The organism is Clostridium sp. UBA7791 (assembly GCF_002480755.1).
In the GTDB taxonomy this organism is placed as follows: Bacteria; Bacillota; Clostridia; order Clostridiales; family Clostridiaceae; genus Clostridium_J; species Clostridium_J sulfidigenes.
On the sequence record NZ_DLCT01000005.1, the window covers coordinates 760825 to 783363 of the forward strand.

General features: G+C 31.5%; 19 protein-coding genes. 18 read left to right on the plus strand and 1 reads right to left on the minus strand.

Features of this window, described 5'->3' with window-relative positions:
* Window positions 1-13 precede the first annotated feature (13 nt).
* A complete protein-coding gene (locus tag B3Z56_RS09035; RefSeq protein WP_414632764.1) occupies window positions 14-760 on the plus strand; it encodes a ribonuclease HII in 747 nt (248 codons plus the stop codon).
* Between the two features lie 67 nt (window positions 761-827).
* On the opposite strand, the gene B3Z56_RS09040 is transcribed toward B3Z56_RS09035, so the two are convergent.
* The gene (locus B3Z56_RS09040; RefSeq protein WP_346848358.1) at window positions 828-1190 is read right to left on the minus strand and encodes a YraN family protein; all 363 of its coding nucleotides are present in this window, start codon (window positions 1188-1190) and stop codon (window positions 828-830) included.
* Between the two features lie 164 nt (window positions 1191-1354).
* Here B3Z56_RS09040 and B3Z56_RS09045 point away from each other — a divergent pair, with 164 nt between their 5' ends.
* From B3Z56_RS09045 to nusA, 17 genes are all read left to right on the plus strand, one after another.
* Window positions 1355-2878, plus strand: coding sequence for a YifB family Mg chelatase-like AAA ATPase (locus tag B3Z56_RS09045; protein WP_346876463.1), 1524 nt, complete (start codon window positions 1355-1357; stop codon window positions 2876-2878).
* Window positions 2879-2896: 18 nt separating this feature from the next.
* Window positions 2897-3976, plus strand: a complete 1080-nt coding sequence (dprA, locus tag B3Z56_RS09050; RefSeq protein WP_346878622.1) for a DNA-processing protein DprA — start codon at window positions 2897-2899, stop codon at window positions 3974-3976.
* Window positions 3977-4157: 181 nt separating this feature from the next.
* Window positions 4158-6242, plus strand: coding sequence for a type I DNA topoisomerase (topA, locus tag B3Z56_RS09055; protein ID WP_346878623.1), 2085 nt, complete (start codon window positions 4158-4160; stop codon window positions 6240-6242).
* Window positions 6243-6474: 232 nt separating this feature from the next.
* Window positions 6475-7251, plus strand: coding sequence for a GTP-sensing pleiotropic transcriptional regulator CodY (gene codY / locus B3Z56_RS09060; RefSeq protein WP_346876516.1), 777 nt, complete (start codon window positions 6475-6477; stop codon window positions 7249-7251).
* A 433-nt stretch (window positions 7252-7684) separates the two neighbouring features.
* On the plus strand, window positions 7685-8386 hold the full coding sequence (gene rpsB, locus B3Z56_RS09065; RefSeq protein WP_035132782.1) for a 30S ribosomal protein S2: 702 nt from the start codon (window positions 7685-7687) through the stop codon (window positions 8384-8386).
* A gap of 128 nt (window positions 8387-8514) precedes the next feature.
* On the plus strand, window positions 8515-9435 hold the full coding sequence (gene tsf / locus B3Z56_RS09070; protein ID WP_035132784.1) for a translation elongation factor Ts: 921 nt from the start codon (window positions 8515-8517) through the stop codon (window positions 9433-9435).
* Window positions 9436-9627: 192 nt separating this feature from the next.
* The gene (gene pyrH / locus B3Z56_RS09075) at window positions 9628-10350 is read left to right on the plus strand and encodes a UMP kinase (protein ID WP_035132786.1); all 723 of its coding nucleotides are present in this window, start codon (window positions 9628-9630) and stop codon (window positions 10348-10350) included.
* 17 nt (window positions 10351-10367) lie between these two features.
* A complete protein-coding gene (gene frr / locus B3Z56_RS09080; RefSeq protein ID WP_035132788.1) occupies window positions 10368-10925 on the plus strand; it encodes a ribosome recycling factor in 558 nt (185 codons plus the stop codon).
* A 90-nt stretch (window positions 10926-11015) separates the two neighbouring features.
* The gene (locus tag B3Z56_RS09085; RefSeq protein ID WP_414632285.1) at window positions 11016-11774 is read left to right on the plus strand and encodes an isoprenyl transferase; all 759 of its coding nucleotides are present in this window, start codon (window positions 11016-11018) and stop codon (window positions 11772-11774) included.
* A gap of 15 nt (window positions 11775-11789) precedes the next feature.
* Window positions 11790-12584 (plus strand): phosphatidate cytidylyltransferase, encoded by a 795-nt coding sequence (locus B3Z56_RS09090; protein ID WP_346878624.1) that lies wholly within the window; start codon window positions 11790-11792, stop codon window positions 12582-12584.
* Between the two features lie 236 nt (window positions 12585-12820).
* Window positions 12821-13975, plus strand: coding sequence for a 1-deoxy-D-xylulose-5-phosphate reductoisomerase (locus B3Z56_RS09095; protein ID WP_346878625.1), 1155 nt, complete (start codon window positions 12821-12823; stop codon window positions 13973-13975).
* Window positions 13976-14039: 64 nt separating this feature from the next.
* Window positions 14040-15041, plus strand: coding sequence for an RIP metalloprotease RseP (rseP, locus tag B3Z56_RS09100; protein WP_346878963.1), 1002 nt, complete (start codon window positions 14040-14042; stop codon window positions 15039-15041).
* 9 nt (window positions 15042-15050) lie between these two features.
* Window positions 15051-16100 carry a flavodoxin-dependent (E)-4-hydroxy-3-methylbut-2-enyl-diphosphate synthase gene (gene ispG / locus B3Z56_RS09105; protein ID WP_346848365.1) on the plus strand — a complete coding sequence of 350 codons (1050 nt, stop codon included), beginning with the start codon at window positions 15051-15053 and terminating at the stop codon, window positions 16098-16100.
* Between the two features lie 15 nt (window positions 16101-16115).
* Complete coding sequence (locus B3Z56_RS09110; RefSeq protein ID WP_346876468.1) at window positions 16116-20447, plus strand: PolC-type DNA polymerase III; 4332 nt, start codon at window positions 16116-16118, stop codon at window positions 20445-20447.
* Window positions 20448-20568: 121 nt separating this feature from the next.
* Window positions 20569-20700, plus strand: coding sequence for a hypothetical protein (locus B3Z56_RS09115; RefSeq protein ID WP_346848367.1), 132 nt, complete (start codon window positions 20569-20571; stop codon window positions 20698-20700).
* Window positions 20701-20971: 271 nt separating this feature from the next.
* Entirely contained in the window at window positions 20972-21433 is a 462-nt protein-coding gene (gene rimP / locus B3Z56_RS09120; protein ID WP_150843841.1) for a ribosome maturation factor RimP, read from the plus strand.
* A gap of 16 nt (window positions 21434-21449) precedes the next feature.
* Window positions 21450-22535: a transcription termination factor NusA gene (gene nusA, locus B3Z56_RS09125; RefSeq protein WP_035132801.1), complete on the plus strand. Its 1086-nt coding sequence runs from the start codon at window positions 21450-21452 to the stop codon at window positions 22533-22535.
* Window positions 22536-22539: the final 4 nt, after the last annotated feature.

A 22539-nucleotide genomic window follows, 5' to 3' on the forward strand; every position in this document is an offset into this window, starting at 1 on the left:
TGTCCGTGGGTTTATGTCATTAAAAGATGTAAGTAGCCATGAGGCAGATTATGAAGCTATATATCAAGTATTAAACAATGATCATAGGAAAAATGTAAGAGCTTTAGGAGAAACCCTAAGAAAATATGTGGAGCATTATAAAAATGAATATGCTAGAGTAGAAAAATTATATGATTTTGATAAAAGCTATGGATATGATATTGTAGCTGGTGTAGATGAGGTTGGAAGAGGTCCCTTAGCAGGGCCTATAGTTGCTGCTGCAGTAGTTCTTGACAATAATTCAAGAAATTTAATATTACGAATAAATGATTCCAAGAAGTTAACTAAAGAAGTAAGAGAAGAGTTAAGTGATATAATAAAAAAAGAAGCAATAAGTTATTCTATAGCCCTAAAAACCAACAGAGAAATAGATAAAGAAGGCATAGGATTTTGTAACAATGAAATTTTCAAGATGGCTGTGAGAGAACTAAAAGTTACTCCTGATATAGTATTATCAGATGGATATACTATAAGAGAATTTAACATTAGAAATGAAGCTGTAATTAAAGGAGACACTAAAAGTGCTGCCATTGCGTGTGCCTCTATAATAGCTAAAGTATATAGAGATAATTTAATGGAAGAGTATAGTAAGAAGTATACACAATATCACTTTGATAAAAATGTAGGATATGGTACTAAAGAACATATAGATGTAATAATTTGTCATGGTAGCTGTCCAATTCATAGAGAAAGTTTTCTGAAAAATATACTTAACAAATAATTAATAAAATAAAAAATACCTGAATAAAAAAGTTATCTAATTACTTTTTTATTCAGGTATTTACTTTTTAGAAAGCATTTTTAATCAGTGTAATATTAGGGGATTCACCAGAAGAAATCAGTGTTACCTCTATGGCATCAAATCTAAAATAAGATTTATGTATATTTTTTAAACAAATATAATATTGTGCAGTTTTATACAATTTTCTTTTTTTAGCATTAGTGATACTTTCTAATGGGGTACCGTATCTTTTGCTATATCGAGTTTTTACCTCTATAAAGCAAATATAATTATTATCCTTAGCTATAATATCAATTTCCCCTAACTTACATAAAAAGTTTTCTTCTAATATTATATATCCCTTTTTTTCAATATATTCTCTAGCTAGATTTTCTCCATAATTACCTATAGTTTTATTTAAAATCTTCATTTAAAACTCCCTTTAATGCAAAGAACTCTGTCTACATCTTAGACAATACAATCCAAAGCTAAACTTTGATTTAATTAAAATTTTTACAAAGTTGATTTATTCTAAATTCAATGGTCAATACTTACACTATTAAAGTTGGAAATTTATATTTAGAGGGTGAAATTATGTCAATTCAAATAAAGACTGCAGCCTTTTCTGGAGTGGAAGGTATATTAATTAATGTAGAGGTAGATATCACCTATGGGTTACCTAATTTTAATATTGTAGGTTTAGGGGATACTGCTGTAAAAGAATCTAAGGATAGAGTTAGATCAGCTATAACCAATTCTTCTTTAGATTTTCCAATTAGTAGAATAACTATAAATTTAGCTCCAGCTCATATACGAAAGGAAGGCTCACACTATGATTTACCTATAGCTGTAGGAATTCTTTTAGCAACTAATCAACTTTTCTTAGAAGAGCCAGATAATTTTATATTTATGGGTGAGTTGTCCTTAAATGGAAATGTAAATAAAATTAAAGGGGCTCTTCCCATTGTAATTGAAGGTATAAAACATGGAGTAAAGAACTATATAGTACCTATTGGAAATAAAGATGAATGTGCTTGTATTGAAGAAGCCAATATATATCCTATTAGGAATTTGAGTGAGGTAATTCATCTTTTTACTTATAAGGATGTAAAACCCTATACATTTACCAGTAGAGAAAAGTATAAAAATAATAATTGTCCATTAGATTTTGAAGATGTCATAGGACAGCAAGCAGCTAAAAGAGCATTGGAGGTTGCTGTAGCAGGAAATCATAATGTACTTATGTATGGAACTCCAGGATCGGGAAAAACTATGCTGGCAGAGAGGGTTATTTCTATTATGCCGCCTCTTACCGATGACGAAGCTCTAGAGGTTACGAAGATATATAGTATTAGTGGAGAGCTTAAGGATGAGGGATTAATGGGAAATAGACCCTTTAGGAATCCTCATCATACAATTACTAGTACTGCTTTAATTGGTGGTGGCAGAAACCCCTCAGCAGGAGAAGTATCTTTAGCTCACAATGGAGTGTTATTCCTAGATGAAATATTAGAATTTGATAAAAGGGCTCTTCAAGTTCTAAGACAGCCTTTAGAGAATAAGAGGGTAAGAATTTCAAGAGTAAATGGAACAATAACTTATCCAGCGGATTTTATGCTTGTGGCAGCTATGAATCCGTGCAACTGTGGGATGTATGGAAGTGAAACAAGGTTATGTAAATGTAGTGATAGCGAAGTGAAAAGATATTTATCTAGATTATCTGGACCTTTATTAGAGAGAATAGATATTTTCACTCCAGTAAACTCCATATCCTATGAGACTATAAATAGTGATAAAAAAGAAGAAAAATCAGAGGTTATGGCCCTTAGGATAGAAAGAGCAAGGGAGATACAAAGTGAAAGATTTAGGAATGAACATATAAAATATAATAACGATATGTCTTCTAGTCATATAAAAAAGTACTGTAAGCTTAATGGGGATTCTAATAGGATTCTTGAGTATACCTACAAAAAATACGGACTTAGTACTAGAGTTTATAATAGGATTTTAAAAGTAGCTAGAACTATTGCGGATTTAGATGGTAATAAATCCATAGAAGAAAATCATATTATTGAAGCACTTCAATATAGGAAGTACATAAGGGAAGATATAATATAAGGAATTAGGAGAGTATAGATGGTCGATTTATTTAAATTATGGATTATTACTACGGAAGTATCTAATAATATGAAAAAATACATTTATGATGAATATCATGATTTTGATACCTTGAGAAAAATGGTGATTAATGATAATATGACACTATTGCCTAAAAAAATTGTAGAAAAGTTTCAAAAGTCATATATAAAAATTGAAGAGTTGGCTGTTGAAGAATGCAAATCCATTAAGGATATACATATTTGTACTATTTATGATATAGATTATCCTATAAGTTTACTGCAGTATGAGGATGTACCTTTTGGTATATTTTACAAGGGTAATATTTCGATGGTTAATGAAAAAAAGAATATTTCTATTGTGGGTTCTAGAAAGTGTACTAGATATGGGATAGACGTAACTAATAGTATGGTGGAACAGTTAAGTCCTTATGAAATAAATATTGTAAGTGGTATGGCTAAAGGTATTGATTCTGTAGCTCATAGGGCCGCAATAAAGAACAACATTAATACAATTGCAGTTTTAGGTAGTGGCATTGATGTTATATATCCTAAAGAAAACTATAGACTTTACCATGAAATTTTAGAAAACAGTGGTTGTATAATTAGTGAGTTCCCATTGGGAACACCACCTTTAAGTAGAAATTTTCCAATGAGAAATAGAATTATTAGTGGTATGTGTGAATTGTTAGTTGTCACTGAAGGCGGAGAAAAAAGTGGGACGCTAATTACTGTAGGAGCAGCTTTAGAGCAAGGGAAAAATATAATTGTTGTGCCAGGGAGTATATTCTCCAGTGAAAGTAAAGGGACTAATAAATTAATAAAAGATGGTGCCTATGTTTATACAGACATAGAAGATGTGTTGAATTTATTGAATATTTCTAGAGTTTCCATAGATAATAAAAATATAACTACTGTAAAAAGCAAATTAGAGGAAAGAATATATCAAGTTATAGATGATAATCCTATACACATTGATAAAATAATTAAATTAGTTGATGTTGACATTAATCGATTATATAAGTTATTATTTGAGTTGCAAGTAAAAGAGGAGATTTTATGTTTAAGTGGAAACTTTTATGTTAGAATTAATAAATAGTTAAAAATTTATGAAATATTTAATAAGGTTTGTATATTATGACTTGCAATGAGATAATAATATTTTAAAATATAGTAGGATGTAGAATTTTATATATAATAAAAAGATTATGAGAAATCTGCATGGTGCTTATAAATATGTAATAAAATAAAAAATTATAAGCTATAATGGAGGGGTTAGAATGGGGCAAAAATTAGTCATAGTTGAGTCGCCAGCAAAAGCGAAAACCATAAAGAAGTATTTAGGAAAAAATTATGTAGTAGAAGCATCTATGGGTCATGTAAGAGATTTACCTAAAAGTCAGTTAGGGGTAGATATAGAAAAAAATTATGAACCCAAATACATAACTATTAGAGGTAAAGGGGAACTTTTAGATAAGATTAAGAAGCAAGCTAAAAAAAGTGAAAAAATATATCTTGCTACTGACCCTGATAGAGAAGGGGAAGCTATATCTTGGCATTTAGCTAACATATTAAAAATAGACACTGAAGAGTCATGTAGAATAGAGTTCAATGAGGTCACAAAAAGTGCTGTAAAAAATGCCATAAAATCTCCAAGAAAGATAAATGAAAATGTATTTGATGCTCAACAGGCTAGAAGAGTATTAGATAGATTAGTAGGATATGAGATAAGTCCTATACTTTGGAGAAAAATAAAGTGGGGATTAAGTGCCGGAAGAGTACAATCTGTAGCTCTTAGAATAATATGCGATAGAGAAAAGGAAATTCAAGCTTTTGTACCAGAAGAATATTGGACTGTGGAAGCAAAAGTATCTAAATTAGCAGAAACAAAAACCTTTACAGTGAAATTGCATAGTAAAAAAGGGAAAAAAATTATTATAAATAAAGAAGAAGAAGCTAATAATATTATAAAAGTTGTACAGCAAGGTGAATTTGTGGTTAAAGATATAAAAGATACAGCTAAATCTAAAAATCCACTACCACCATTTACTACTAGTACTCTTCAACAAGATGCCTATAGAAAAATAAACTTTTCAACTAAAAAAACCATGGCAACAGCACAACAGTTGTATGAGGGTATAGAAATTAAAGGACATGGAACTATCGGTCTTATTACTTATATGAGAACAGACTCAGTAAGAGTATCAGAGGAGGCTCAGGGAGCTACTCTTGAATTTATAAAAAATATCTATGGAGATAAATATGCACCAAAGGTTAAAAGAGCTTACAAAGGTAAGAAGGGAGCACAAGATGCTCACGAAGCTATAAGACCCACTAATGTAGAGATTACTCCAAAAATTGCTAAGGAAACCTTAAGCAATGATCAATTAAAGCTCTACACTTTAATTTGGAATAGATTCGTAGCTAGCCAAATGGAGTCTGCAATAATTGATACTACATCAATTTCAATAAGCAATGGGGATTATTTATTTAAAGCTTCAGGATTTAAGGTGAGATTTGATGGGTTTACTAAAATCTATGCCACTGATAATGAAGATGAGGATGGAAATGCAAAATTACCAACTTTAAATACAGATGAAAAGTTAATAGAAAAATCTGTAGATGGAAAACAACATTTTACTCAACCTCCAGCAAGATTTTCAGAGGCATCCTTAGTTAAAACTTTAGAGGAAAATGGAATAGGTAGACCGAGTACTTATGCACCTACAATTACCACCTTATTAAGCAGGAAATATGTAGATAGAGAAAAGAAGGTATTATTTCCTACGGAATTAGGATTCATAGTTAATAATATAGTTAGTGAATATTTTAAACAAATAGTTGATGTAGAATTTACTGCTGAAATGGAAAGTAAACTAGACAGCATAGAAGAAGGAAATGCTAATTGGAAATCTGTAGTAGAAGAATTCTTCGTACCACTAAAGGAAGCTATAGAAATAGCCGAAAAAGAAATAGCTAAGATAACTATAGAAGATAAGGTATCTGACATACCATGTGATAAATGTGGAAGACTTATGGTGATAAAACAAGGAAGATTTGGTGAGTTTCTTGCATGTCCAGGATATCCAGAGTGTAAAAATACAAAGACCATGGCTAGAGAATTAGACGTAAAGTGTCCTAAGTGTGGAGGAAATGTTTTAGAAAAGAGAAGCAAAAAAGGTAAGATATTTTATGGATGTGGAAATTATCCACAATGCGATTTTGTAAGTTGGCATGAACCTACAGAAAAGAAGTGCCCTCAGTGTGGAAGTGTAATGGCTAAAAGGTATAGCAAAGCAAAAGGTGATTATTTAGAATGTATTAACTCAGAATGTAAACATAAGGAGTTAACAGATAATAAATAAAATGGGTTATATTAGTTAAAAATTACCTTGAAGTAAAATTTAATTTAAAAATAGGTTAAATATGTCGAAAATTAATAAAAAACATGTTGATAGAATAAATTCTATATGTTATGATGGTATATGGCAACGAAACAATTCTAAAATTTGTGAAAGAAAAGAATATTTTGAATTATTTAAAAGGTTGCAGTGATAAATAGCATTATGAAAAATGAAAAAAGAAGAAGGAGGAATAGTGATGTCATTATTAGAAAAAACAAGAAAATTAAACAAGATTTTACAAAAGTCAGGTTCAGAACCAGTAGTTTTTGATGATATATGTGGACTTCTAAGTGAAGTGTTAGATTGTAATGTATATGTTATTAGTAGAAAGGGGAAAGTTTTAGGATATAATCTTTCCTATGGATTTGAATGCGATAAAGTTAAAGAACAAGTAGTTGAAAATAAAAGATTTCCAGAGCAATATAATGCTAAACTGCTAAATATAGATGAGACAAAGGCAAATATGCCAAGCAGTGGTATTTGTGTATTTAATGGAGAAGTTCAATGTGACTTTAAAGATATGCTATCAACTATAGTTCCTATTAATGGGAATAGAGAAAGATTGGGAACTTTATTGTTATCAAGATTTTCTAACCAGTTTACTGAAGATGATTTAGTTATTGCAGAATATAGTGGTACTATTGTGGGAATGGAAATGTTAAGAGCTAAGACTGATGAAATAGAAGAAGAAGCAAGAAAAAAAGCTATAGTTCAATTAGCAATAGGAACATTATCTTATTCAGAGTTAGAAGCTGTAGAACATATATTTAACGAACTTGATGGTAGTGAGGGACTTTTAGTTGCATCTAAAATAGCAGATAAGGTTGGAATAACTAGATCTGTTATAGTAAATGCTCTTAGAAAGTTTGAAAGTGCTGGAGTTATAGAATCTAGGTCTTTAGGAATGAAGGGTACTCACATAAAGATTCTAAATGAGAAATTAATAGATGAATTAAATAAGCTTAAATAATTTAATACAATATGTAGAAAAATATTAAAAATAAAAATCCTGATAAAGGATTTTTATTTTTAATAAAGATGATTCTTTCAATACTCACATGTATTTTAAAAGTTTTCTAGGATACTATATGAATAGTTGTCTAGTTAAATAGTTAACTATTTGTTCTATCCATGCGGATTTCAGGGATTTATCTTTTAAAATTCTAGAATTAATATATATTAATTATGAAAAATTATAATTATTGTATTAACAGAATTTTAAATAATAAAAATTTAAAATTAACCTTGTTATTTAGAAAAAAATTTGTTGAACATTGATTTTCTATGTGATATAATACACAAGGTAAGAAAATACACACACTACTGAATTTATTAAAAGGTGCTTTAAGGAGTATTTAATAAAAATGATGGTAGTGGAGGAAAAAACCAGGAGGTATATTAAAATGGCAGTTATTTCAATGAAACAATTATTAGAAGCAGGTGTTCATTTTGGACATCAAACAAGAAGATGGAACCCTAAAATGGCTCCATACATCTTCACTGAGAGAAATGGTATCTATATCATTGACTTACAAAAAACAGTTAAGAAAATTGATGAAGCATATGATTTCATAAAATCAGTATCAGAAGAAGGAAAAGATATATTATTTGTTGGAACTAAAAAGCAAGCTCAAGAAGCTATCCAAGAAGAAGCTATCAGATCAAGCATGCATTTTGTAAACAACAGATGGTTAGGTGGAATGTTAACTAACTTCAGAACTATTAAAACAAGAATAGGTAGACTTGAAGCTTTAGATAAAATGGAAGAAGATGGAACATTTGATGTTCTTCCTAAAAAAGAAGTTATTCAACTTAAAAATGAAAGAGAAAAATTAGAAAAGAACCTTGGCGGAATTAGAAACATGGATGCTAAGAATATTGGAGCTTTATTTATAGTTGATCCAAGAAAAGAAAAAAATGCTATACTTGAAGCTAAGACATTAGGAATTCCTGTAATAGCAATAGTTGATACAAACTGTGATCCAGATGATGTTGACTATGTAATCCCAGGAAATGATGATGCTATAAGAGCAGTTAAATTAATAACTGAAAGATTAGCTGATGCTATAATTGAAGCAAGACAAGGTGAAGAAGTAGCTGAATAATATAGCAACTTTCTAAGTAAATTTCAAACAGCCTCATCTATGGTTGTAAAACATATGAAATTTTAAAGGTAGATGAGAGAGAAATCTTTCATTTACCTTTTTGTTAGGAAATTAAAGGAGGAATAAAGATGATAACAGCAGCAATGGTAAAAGAGTTAAGAGAAAGAACTGGATCAGGAATGATGGATTGTAAAAAAGCTCTTAGCGAAACAAATGGAGATATGGAAAAAGCAGTAGAAGTTTTAAGAGAAAAAGGATTAGCAGCAGCAACTAAAAAAGCTGGAAGAATAGCAGCTGAAGGTATAGTTACTACTTATATATCAGAAGATATGAAAATAGGTTCTGTAGTAGAAGTTAACTGTGAAACTGACTTCGTTGCAGCAAACGATGACTTTAAAGCATTAGCAGCAAATGTAGCTAAAATGGCAGCAACTACTAATGTAACTACTGTAGAAGGATTATTAGCAGAAAAATATGTTGGAGATGAAAGCATAACTCTTCAAGACGCTGTTACAGCTCTAATTGCAAAATTAGGTGAAAACATGTCTGTTAGAAGATTTGAAAAGTTTGTAGTTGACAATGGAATAATTCAAAGCTATATCCATGGAAATGGGAAAATAGGTGTTTTAGTTCAATTAGCTTGTGAAAAACAAGATGAAGTATTAAAAACAGTTGCTAAAGATGTAGCAATGCAAGTAGCAGCAGCTAACCCATTATTCTTAAACAAAGATCAAGTAGATAATGAATCTTTAGAAAAAGAAAAAGAAATTTACAGAGTTCAAGCTCTTAACGAAGGAAAACCAGAAAACATAGTTGAAAAAATGGTTATGGGAAGAATAAGCAAATACTACAAAGAAGTTTGCTTAGTAGATCAAGTATGGGTTAAAAATGGAGATTACACTATAAGCAAGTATCTTCAAGAAGAAGGAAAGAAACTTGGAGCAACTATGGAAGTTGTTAAATTTGCAAGATTTGAAAGAGGCGAAGGAATCGAAAAGAAAGAAGAAAACTTTGCTGAAGAAGTTCAAAGACAAATGCAAGGAAAATAATACAAGATAATATTAAAGAGAACCTAGGTTCTCTTTTTTTAAAATCTACATGTATTATAATAACTATATAACTAGAGAAAGTCATATTTATATTGAAGTATCTAATGTAATTTCTATGGTTAATTTTGGTTATTGGTTGGTAAAATACAAAAATATGGTGTAAATATATTGAGTTGGAGGTATAATATATATATGGAAACTGCGAAATATAAAAGAGTCATGCTTAAACTTTCAGGAGAGGCATTAGCGTCAGAGAAGGGGTATGGCATTGATTTTGATACAGCGAACACTATTGCTTTACAAATTAAGAAGTTAGTTGAAATGGGTGTTGAAGTAGGTGCAGTTGTTGGTGGCGGCAACATATGGAGAGGTAGAAGTGGTGAAGGCATGGATAGAACTACCGCGGACTATATGGGTATGCTTGCTACATGTATAAATGCTTTAGCATTACAAGACTCCTTGGAAGCTATAGGTGTTAATACAAGGGTTCAAACAGCTATTGAAATGAGAGAAATAGCAGAGCCTTACATTAGAAGAAGAGCAATGAGACATCTTGAAAAGGGAAGAGTTGTAATATTTGCAGCAGGAACAGGAAATCCATATTTCTCCACAGACACTACAGCAGCTTTAAGAGCAGCAGAAATAGAAGCTGAAGTTATTTTGCTTGCTAAAAAAGTTGATGGGGTATATGATAAAGATCCTCATAAACATGAGGGTGCAGTTAAGTTTAATAATTTATCTTATATTGAGGTATTAGAAAAAGGATTGCAGGTTATGGATTCTACTGCTACATCCCTATGTATGGATAATCAAATACCTATTCTAGTATTTGGTTTAGATGAGCCTCATAATATTATAAGAGCGGTAAAAGGTGAAAATATTGGTACTTTAGTATCATCTAATATATGTAAATAATTGATGGAGGTAATTTTATGGTAAAAGATATCATTAAAAATGCTGATGAGAAAATGAACAAAACTATTTTAAGCTTACAAAATGAGCTTGGAACATTAAAAGCTGGAAGAGCAAACCCTACAATGCTTGATAGAATATTAGTAGAAAGTTATGGAACAATGGTACCTCTTAACCAAGTAGGGAACATATCTGCTCCAGAGCCAAGAGTTCTTCTTATTCAACCATGGGACAAAAGTTGCATGAAAGATATAGAAAAAGCAATTTTAAAATCAGATCTAGGTATTAATCCTAGTAATGATGGTCAGGTTATTAGACTAATTGTTCCAGAATTAACTGAAGAGACTAGAAAAAATTTAGTTAAATCAGTTAAAAAATGTGGTGAAGATGCTAAGGTTGCTATCAGATCCATAAGACGTGATGCAAATGATAAGATTAAAAACTTAAAGAAAAATAGTGAAATCAGTGAAGATGAATCTAAAAAAGCTGAAGATCAGATTCAAAAAGAAACTGATAAGTTTATCAAATTAATTGATAAGGCTATAGAAGAAAAAGAAAAGTCAATAATGTCAGTATAATATGTAAGATAAAACCTGCAAATATTGCAGGTTTTATTATTATGTATTTGTGATATAATAGCATCATGATTACTTGAAATGGAGAGATATATTTTGGATATATTTAAGTTTAAAAAAGACGCAATTAAAGAAAAAATACAATTAGATATGGAGCGAATCCCTGCCCATATAGCTATAATTATGGATGGGAATGGTCGTTGGGCTAAACAAAGAAAACTTCCAAGAACTATGGGGCATAGAGCTGGTATGAAAAATATTAAAATGATGGTGGAGGAGTCTAGTAATCTGGGAGTTAACTATTTAACCTTATATGCTTTTTCAACAGAAAATTGGAAGAGAACAAAAGAAGAAGTGGGAGCTTTGATGGACTTAGTAGTAGAGTTTATAAATAAGGAATTTGAGGAGCTACATAGAAATAATGTGAAACTTAATTCTATAGGAGATATAAGTAAACTTCCTGAGAAATCAAAGGCTGCCGTAGAGGATGCAATGTATAAAACTAGAAATAATACAGGTTTAACTCTTAACATAGCCTTAAATTATGGAGGAAGAGATGAGATTGTAAAAGGGGTTAAAGAAATAGCTAAGGAAGTATTAGAAGGAAAGTTACAAATAGATAACATAGATGATAAAATCATATCAGACCATTTGTATACTAGTGGTATGCCAGATCCTGATATTATTATAAGGCCCAGTGGAGAATTAAGACTTAGTAATTATTTATTATGGCAAAGTGCTTATTCTGAATTTTGGTTTTCCAATATAAATTGGCCTGACTTTACAAAAGAAGATTTGAGAAGAGCAATTAGTGATTTTCAAAAGAGAGATAGAAGATTTGGTGGAGTATAGTAAGAGGTGAGGCAAATGAATAAAAGATATATAGGGGCAATGATATTAGCTCCTCTATTACTATTTATATTTTTAGGGGGGTATTTTTTAAAGATTTCTGTAGTTTTATTATCCCTTGGTGGAATGTATGAATTTTATAAGGTAAGCAAAGTGGATGGATATAAACCTATATCTATAGTAGGATATTTATTATGTTTACTTTATTATATCTATTTAGGACATGGATTTAATTTAAACGTTGCTGTGGGTGTATTTATCCTTGTAGTATTCCTTTTAATGATAGTTCCGGTATTTGATACTGATAGAAACTTCATTGATGTAGCATTGACCATATTACCTTGTTTTTATGTAGGCATATTTTTTAGTTTTATATTATTACTTAATAATATGGAAAATGGAAACTTCTTCATATGGCTTATATTTATATCCTCATGGGGATGTGATACTTTAGCTTATTATTTTGGTAGATATCTAGGAAAACACAAATTAAATCCAAGGGTTAGCCCTAAAAAAACCATAGAGGGAGCCATAGGCGGACTTATAGGAAGTATTTTAGGATGTACAATTTATGGATATATTATAACTAAATTTGGAGTAGTAGTCCCACTATATAACTATATGATAATTGGTCTATTAGGTGGAATTTTTGGACAGTGTGGAGACTTGGTGGCATCTTCAATAAAAAGACATGCGGGTGTTAAGGATTACTCAAATTTGATTCCTGGACATGGTGGTATATTAGATAGGTTCGATAGTATATTGCTAGTATCTGTGGTGGTATATTATTATATTAATATTTTGGTAGCGTAATTATAAGAAATTATTAAGGTATTATTAATTTAAGGGATTTCTCAAAAAAATTACAAGTCTTTAAGTACTGAGCAGGAAAAAGATAAGTGATCCTCGACATTTGCTTAAGATTAGTTTGTTTTGGGAAATCCCTTTTTAATTTTTGCTTCTTTAAAATTAATTTAATTATTAGTATTTTGTATTATTACATATTATAGGGTATAATGTTTTTAGATAAAATTAAAGGAGCGTTAACAGTGAAAAACATAAGCATACTTGGAGTTACTGGTTCCATTGGAACACAGGCGTTAGATATAATAAGAAATAAAGAAAATAAAGTAAACCTAATAGGGGTTACAGCTCATAGAAACTTTAAAGGATTAGTGGATATTATAGAAGAGTTTAGTCCAAAATATATAGGTATAACAGATGAGAAATGTTATGAAGCTATAAAGGAGTATTGTGAAAGAGAAAATAAACAAGTAAACCTATTTGGTGGAGAAGAAGCGCTAGAAAAAGTTGCTACTTTAAAAGAAATAGATACGGTTTTGACTTCTGTAGTAGGAATTGCAGGATTGAAACCAACTATTAAGGCTATTGAAGCTAAGAAAAATATAGCATTAGCTAATAAAGAAACCTTAGTAGTTGCTGGAGATATAGTTATGGCAAAGGCAAAGGAAAATGGTGTTAAAATTCTTCCAGTGGATTCAGAGCATGGAGCTATATTTCAATGTATTCAGGGTAATGAAAAAAAAGATATAAATAAGATAATACTTACTGCTTCAGGTGGGCCATTTAGAGGTAAAACTAGAGATGATTTGAAGGAAATTAACCCTAAAGAGGCTTTAAAACATCCTAAATGGAACATGGGAAGAAAGATTTCTATAGATTCATCAACCTTGGTAAACAAGGGATTAGAAGTTATAGAAGCACACTTTTTATTTGGAGTTGGATATGATGACATTGAAGTTATAGTTCATCCACAAAGTATTGTACATTCCATGGTAGAGTATAAAGATGGTTCAATTATTGCTCAATTAGGAAGCACAGATATGAGGTTACCTATCCAATATGCCTTAAGCTATCCTGATAGAAGGACAGCTATAGCAGATAAGTTAGATTTTAAAACCGTTTCAAGCTTAACCTTTGAACAGCCCGATATAAACACTTTTAGATGCTTAGAATTAGCATTTAAAGCAGGAAAACTTGGTGGTAATATGCCAGCAATTTATAATGGAGCTAATGAAATTGCAGTAGAATTATTCCTGGATGCAAGGATTAAGTATCTACAGATTGAAGAAATAATAGAAGCTGCCATGAATAAGTTTCCGCATGTGAAAAATCCAGATTTACAGCAAGTTTTAGACATAGATAAGCAGGTTAGGGAATATGTTTTAAAGAGATATGTATAAGTGAATAGAGTGGAAGGGGAGAAAAATATTGCAAAGTATTATAGGTAATATACCGTATTTTTTAATGGCTTTACTTGCATTTAGTGTATTAATTATAGGTCATGAGTTTGGACATTTTATAATGGCTAGAGTTAATGGTGTAAAGGTCCTCGAATTTTCCTTAGGTATGGGACCAAAGTTATTTTCTATTAAGGGGAAGGAGACAGAGTATCTTATTAAAGCACTTCCAATTGGTGGTTATGTAAAAATGTATGGAGAAGAAGATGATGTAACTGTAGTGGATGACAAGGCTTTTTCTAATAAGACTTCCTTTCAGAAGTTAACTATTGTAGCAGCAGGTCCTATAATGAATTTTATAATAGCTATACTATTCTTTAGTTTAGTAGGAGGTATTCAAGGACATTCTACTAACGTTGTAGATAAAGTAATAGAAAATTCACCAGCCATGGAAGTGGGAATAAAAGCTGGAGATAAGATTACAGAAGTCAATGGTAAGATGGTTACTACCTGGGAAGAATTTCTTACTGAGATTTTTACAGGAGAAGGAAAGCCCGTTAATATGGAAATAGAGAGAGAGGGACAAAAAATAAAATTTGATTTAGTACCATCCTATAATGAAGGAGAAGAAAGATTTCAAGTTGGGATATATTCTAAGGTTGTAAAGCCTAACTTTATTGAATCTATAAAATATGGACTTAATCAAACGGGAAGCACCATAAGACAGACCTTTGGTTTTTTTGGTCAACTGTTTAAAGGAAATGTTTCTGCTGATGATGTAGGAGGTCCTATAAGCATTATGAAAATTTCAGGAAGAGCTGCTCAGCAAGGAATTCTTACCTTATTAAATATTATGGCCTTATTCAGTGTTCAACTAGCAATATTTAATGTAATTCCCTTCCCTGCCTTAGACGGTGGATGGATATTTCTATTACTATTCCAGATCATAACTGGTAAGGAAGTAAATAAAGAAAAGGTTGCAACAATTAATTACTATGGATTTTTAGCATTGATGTCTCTTATGGTTTTGGTATTGCTAAAAGATATTATAAATCCTATTCAGTTTTAGGAGGAAATTATGAAGAGAAAAGAAACAAGAAAAGTTAAAGTTGGAGATATATACATTGGAGGAGATTCTAGAATTACAGTACAATCCATGACTAATACAGATACAAGAGATGTATCCTCCACAGTAGAGCAAATTTTAAGACTTGAAGAAAGTGGTTGTGATATAGTAAGATGTGCAGTTCCCGATATGGAGGCTGCAGAAGCTATAAAGGAAATCGCAAAACAAATTCACATTCCTTTAGTTGCAGATATACACTTTGATTATAGATTAGCATTAAAGTCTATAGAAAATGGAGTTTCTAAACTTAGAATTAATCCAGGAAATATTGGTGACATAAGTAGAGTTGAGATGGTGGCGAAAGCTGCAAAAGAAAGAAATATACCAATAAGGATTGGGGTTAACTCTGGATCTCTAGAAAAAGAAGTTTTAAATAAATACGGTAGAGTGTGTAGTGAGGCTTTAGCAGAAAGTGCTCTTAATCATGTGAAAATTCTAGAAGCAGTAAATTTTGAAGATATAATCATATCTATAAAATCTTCTGACGTAGTTCAAATGATAGAGGCCTATAATATAGTTTCTAGTAAGGTTAATTATCCGTTGCATATTGGAGTTACAGAGGCAGGTACCACATGGAGAGGTACTGTTAAATCTAGCGTAGGTGTAGGAGCACTTTTAGCACAGGGCATAGGAGATACATTAAGAATTTCCCTTACAGGAGATGTGGTTGAAGAAGTTAAGGTGGGAAGAGAAATATTAAAATCCCTTGGCATGTTAGAGGATGGAATAAAATTTGTATCTTGCCCAACCTGTGGAAGAACTCAAATAGATCTTATTAGTATAGCAGAAGAAGCCGAAAAAAGATTAAGTCACATAAATAAAAATATAAAAGTAGCTATTATGGGATGCGTAGTTAATGGGCCAGGAGAAGCTAGAGAAGCAGATGTAGGAATAGCTGGTGGTAATGGAGAAGGTCTTATCTTTAGAAAAGGTGAGATTGTAAGAAAAGTAAAAGAAGAAGATTTACTGGATGAATTGATTAAGGAGATTGAAAGTTTATAGATAGGAGGAATCTAAATGACATTGTCAGAACTACTAGGATATGATAGTAGATTGCCTATTTATGAAGATATCATCATAAATAAAGTTCAATATCTAAAACAAAGCGAGATGGTTAAGGTAGTATTAAAACATAAGAGTCCCTTAGATGATCCTATGAAGGAGAATATATGTAATCTTATTAAGGATAAACTTTGTGATTTAGGGACTATAGATATCTTGTGGTATAGAGATGTAGAACATGTTGCTTTAGAAGATGTGGTGGGGGAGTATTGGATAGATGTCATTAACTCTCTTGCCTCATCTTTTCCTTCTGCTAAGACTAGTTTACTAAAAGCAGTTAAAAAGCTAGAAAATGACAGAATTAATATAGGTATATCCAATGAATTTATATCTAAGATGCTCTGTCATAAGAATATAGATAGATTAATACAAAGCGAAATTTATAATATGTTCAACATTAAAGTAGAAGTAAAAATATACTATGATGAATCGGCTATTGAAGAAGATTATATTCTAGAAAAGCAAATTGAAGAAAAGAGAATAGTAAGTGATATTATAGCAAATAGTCCTAAGATTTCTAGTAGATCTAGTGATAAAGCTAAAGAAAAGCCTAAAGAAACTAAGGGAGATAAAAAAGCTAGTCCTTGGAAGGAGAATTATAGAAAGAGCAAAGAGCCTTTAGATGACAATGTGGTATATGGTAATAGAAATATAAATGAAGAAACCACAGAAATGTGTGAATTAAATATGGGCTCCGGGAGAGTAGCTGTGGCTGGAGATGTATTTAAGGTAAATATATTTGAAGCTAAAAGTGGAAAAATATATCCTTCTTTATATATTACTGACTACACTAGCTCTATAACTATAAAAATATATCCAAGAAGTAATGAAGAAGTAGAAAAGCTGCTGGAAGAGTTAAAACCAGGGGTATGTTGCAAGGTTTATGGGGAAGTAGAAATTGATAGATTTTCTAAAGATTTAGTGATTAATGCAAAGTCTATTGTAAAGTTGAAACCTAGTGAAAGAATGGATGGTTGTGAAGTTAAGAGGATAGAGCTTCATGCTCATACTACCATGAGCTCCATGGATGCAGTGGTTACACCTTCAAGTCTTATTGCTAAAGCTGCTAAATGGGGACATAAGGCAATTGCCATAACAGATCATGGAGTAGCTCAAGCCTTTCCAGAGGCCATGGATGCAGGGAAGAAACATAATATAAAAATTATATATGGAATAGAGGGATATTTAGTTAATGATGGAGTAGGTATAGCTACCGGATGTAGAGGAATAGATTTTAATAGTTCCTTTGTAGTATTTGATATTGAAACTACAGGATTTTCAAGTCACCAAGATCGCATTATAGAAATAGGAGCTGTTAAAATAGAGAATGGACATGTTATTGATAGCTTTAATGAACTTATAAATCCAGAGATGAGCATTCCATATAAAATAACAGAGCTTACAGGTATAAGTAATGATATGGTGAAGGGTTGCAAAACCATAGAAGATGTTCTTCCTAGGTTTTTAGACTTTGTAGGGAGTTCTGTAGTAGTAGCTCACAATGCGGAGTTTGATACGGGATTTATTAAGTCTAAGTGCAGAAATCTTGGGTTGCAATTTAAAAATGGAATTATAGATACATTACCTTTAGCTAGATTTTTATTTCCACAACTTAAAAAGCATAAGCTTAATGTAATATGTGAATACTTAAAGATATCCTTAGAAAACCATCATAGAGCTGTGGATGATGCTAAGGCTACTGGAGATATTCTTTTAAAATCCTTTGATATGTTAAGAGAGAAGGGTTTTAATAATTTAGATGGAGTTAATAAGGAATATTTAAAATCCTTTGATGTAAAAAAAGCTCCTACATACCATGTAATAATTTTAGCCAAAAACCAGAGTGGATTAAAAAATCTATATAAGCTAATATCCTTTTCTAACTTAGACTATTATCAAAGACGACCAAGGCTTCCTAAGAGTCTAATAGAAGAATATAGAGAGGGACTTATTATTGGTTCTGCATGTGAGGCTGGAGAGATATTTAAGGGGGTTCTAGCAGGAAGGTCCCTAGAGGACATGGAACATATAGTGGAGTTTTATGATTATTTAGAAGTACAACCCATTGGGAATAATGAATTTTTAATAAAGAAGAACATGGTTAAGGATGAAGAAGGACTTAGGGATCTCAATAGAAGGGTATGTGAACTTGGAGATTTCTATAATAAAAAAGTAGTTGCCACAGGGGATGTACACTTTTTAGAACCGCGAGATGAAGTCTTTAGAAGAATTTTAATGGCTGGAAAAGGGTTTGATGATGCTGATAATCAACCTCCACTATATTTCAAAACCACTACAGAAATGTTAAGAGAGTTTTCATATTTAGGTGAAGAAAAGGCCATGGAAATTGTGGTGGAAAACCCTGAGTATATACAAAGCTTAGTTGGAGAGGTTAAACCAATTCCAGATGAAACCTATGCTCCTAAAATAGAGGGTGCAGAGGATGATATTAGAAACATGACTTTAAATAAAGTAAAATCCATATATGGAGATAATCTTCCAGAAGTTATTCAGAAAAGACTTGATAAGGAATTAAACTCTATTATAAATAACGGATATGCGGTGCTTTATCTTATAGCACAAAAATTAGTGGCAAAGTCTATCAGTGATGGATATCTAGTTGGATCTAGGGGATCTGTTGGATCTTCATTTGTAGCTACCATGTCAGATATAACAGAAGTTAATGGGCTTCCACCTCATTATGTATGTCCTAATTGTAAAAATAGTGAATTCATTTTAGATGGATCCATAGGTTCGGGAGTTGACTTACCAGATAAAAACTGCGAAAAATGTGGAACTCCTTATATAAAAGATGGTCACGATATTCCTTTTGAAACTTTCTTAGGTTTTGAGGGAGATAAGGAACCAGATATAGACTTAAATTTCTCAGGGGATAACCAAGGTGATATTCATAGATATACAGAAGTTCTTTTTGGAAAAGGTCATACCTTTAAAGCAGGAACCATAGGAACTATTGCAGATAAGACTGCCTATGGATATGTTAGAAAGTATTTAGATGAAAGAGATATAAATACTACTAATGCAGAAATAGAAAGATTAACTATTGGATGTACTGGGGTAAAGAGAACTTCAGGGCAACACCCAGGAGGAATTATGGTTGTACCTAGTGACAATGAAATATTTAATTTTTGTCCAATACAACATCCTGCAGATGATCCAAAATCAGATATAATAACAACTCACTTTGATTATCACTCTATTAGTGGTAGGCTTTTAAAACTTGATATACTAGGCCATGACGATCCTACTATGCTTAGGATGCTTCAAGATTTAACTGGAATAAGTCCTCAAAGTGTACCTTTATCAGACCCAAAGGTTTTGAGTCTTTTCACAGGGACAGAAGCTCTTGGCATAACTCCCGAAGAACTGGGTTGTGAAGTTGGATGTTATGGTGTTCCAGAGTTTGGAACTAAATTTGTTAGACAGATGCTATTAGATACAAAACCACAAACATTTTCTGACCTAGTTAGAATTTCTGGTCTTTCTCATGGTACTGACGTATGGCTTAATAATGCTCAATATTATATAAAAGAAGGATATACTACCCTTAAAGATTGTATATCTACCAGAGATGATATTATGGTTTATCTTATATATAAAGGACTTCCGCCCAAGACTGCGTTTACCATCATGGAGAAGGTTAGGAAAGGAAAGGGTGTATCAGAAGAGTTTGAAGCCATAATGAGAGAACATAATGTTCCAGATTGGTATATAGAGTCCTGTAAAAAAATTAAATACATGTTTCCTAAAGGTCATGCTGTTGCCTATGTAATGATGGCTATGAGAATAGCTTATTTTAAGGTTCATCACCCAAAGGCTTATTATGCAACTTATTTTACTGTTAGAGCAGACGATTTTGATGGTGATTTAGTTATAAAGGGTGAAGAAGCAATGAAAGATACTATGGATGAATTAAATGCTTTGGGGAACAATATAGGTACGAAAGAAAAAGGTCTTCTTACCACCTTAGAACTTTGTTATGAAATGTACAAAAGAGGTATAAAATTTCTACCTGTAGATGTATATAAATCAGAGGCAGTAAAATTTACAATAGAAGGAGATAATATAAGAATTCCTTTAAGTGGACTTACTGGAGTAGGGGAAAATGCAGCAAAGGCTATAGCAGAAGCTAGAAATCATGGAGAATTTATATCTAAGGAAGATCTTCGTATAAGAAGTAAAGCTACAAAGACTGTAGTAGAAGCTTTGGCAAATCACGGAGCCATAGGGGATTTACCAGAAACAAATCAATTAAGTCTTTTTTAACAACTGTTTATTTAAATAATTTAAGTTAGGTGCCATTTCATTAACAGAGTTCTTAGCTTCTTTGAAGCTTAGAAAGCGTTATCCAGGGACGTAGCAGCTCTTTACTCCAATTTCAAATAAAATGGGAGTATTAGAGATGGTAGTCATCGGCATAAATACCTCAAAGGAGCTAAAATCATTGCATATTGAAAATAGCTATGATATAATTGTACTTAATGAGCTAGTTATTATGATAATCTTTGAGGGAGAGTAGGATTTATGCCTACTCTCTATTTATTAAAACGCAACCCCAAGTTGCGTTTTAATTATAAAGTGAACCTTAGTTTGAACTAAGGTTTTACATCTCACTAAAGCTAGTTGAACTCATACCTTAAAGGGTACTGTGGTAATGTAAATATTATCCCATGACTATTTGACCAAATACTTTCAACTTCATAAAAAGATGGAAGTTGTGTAGCAATAAAAAATATTAAGTTTATTACTAAAGATTTAAAGTAAATATAATAAAAAGGAGGAAATGTATTATGAACAGTAGCGGTGTTGTGGAAAAACTCCATAGTAAAATTACTAATATAGTAGAAAAACTCGGATTTGAACTTTATCACTTAGAATATGTACGTGAAGGCGGACAAAATATTTTAAGAGTTTTTATAGATAATGAAAAAGGCGTTGCTTTGGATAACTGTGTAGAAGTAAGTAAGGCTGTTGGAGAAATGCTAGATAAAGAAGATCCTATAACAGAAGAATATAATTTAGAAGTATCATCTCCAGGTATATTTAGAACCTTATATACAAAAGAACATTTTAATAAGTATATAAATCATGATGTAGCTGTAAAACTTTCAGCATTATTTGAAGGAAAGAAAAAATATGAAGGGATATTGAAGGGGTTTGATAGCGAAAATTTAATGTTAGAAATCAATGACAATGAAGTTGCAATACCAATGTCAAAGGTTTCTTTAGTTACGTTAAACCCAACTTTATAAGGAGGATATAAATATAATGAGCACCGGATTTAAGGAAGAATTTATAGATGCTGTAAAACAACTAGTTGTTGAAAAAGGAATTAGTGAGGAAATGCTTTTTACTACTATAGAGGATGCTTTAGTAGCAGCATATAAGAAAAATTTTGCAAAGTCTCATGCCAAGGAGCAAAATGTAAGAGTATGGGTTAATAGAGATACAGGAGAAACTCATGTATACTCATTAAAAGAAGTTGTAGAAGAAGTATATGATGATGTAATAGAAATATCCTTAGAGGATGCTAGAGAAATCAGTGCCAAATATAACTTAGAAGATATTGCGGAAATTGAGGTTACTCCAAGAGATTTTGGAAGAGTTGCGGCTCAAGCTGCGAAGCAAGTTGTTATTCAAAGAATTAAGGAAGCTGAAAGAACTCTTATATATAATGAATTTATAACTAAGGAATTTGACATAATAACAGGTATAGTTCTAAGAAAAGATAGAGGAAATGTATTTATAGATCTAGGTAAACTAGAAGCTGTATTAGGCCCAAATGAGCAAATGCCAGGAGAATCTTATATATTTAATGAGAAATTAAAGCTATATATAGTAGAAGTAAAGAAAAGTTCTAAGGGACCACAAATTGTAGTTTCAAGAACACACCCAGGCCTTGTAAAAAGATTATTTGAGTTAGAAGTTCCGGAAATATACAGTGGAATTGTAGAAATAAAAAGTATAGCGAGAGAAGCAGGCTCAAGAACTAAAATAGCTGTATGGTCTAATGATGAAGAGGTAGATCCTATGGGAGCTTGTGTTGGACCTAAAGGAATTAGAGTTCAAAACATAGTAAATGAACTTAGAAATGAAAAGATTGATATAATAAAGTGGAGTAAGTTACCAGAAGAGTATATTGCTCATGCGCTAAGTCCAGCTAAAGTTCTATCAGTTGATGTAGATGAGGATGGAAAGAGTGCTAAGGTTGTAGTAGATGATAATCAATTATCATTAGCCATAGGTAAGGAAGGTCAAAATGTTAGATTAGCAGCAAGACTTACTGGATGGAAAATAGATATTAAGAGTAAGAGTCAAGCTGAAAGCTTACAAAACGAAGAAAGTAACCTTTAAAGGT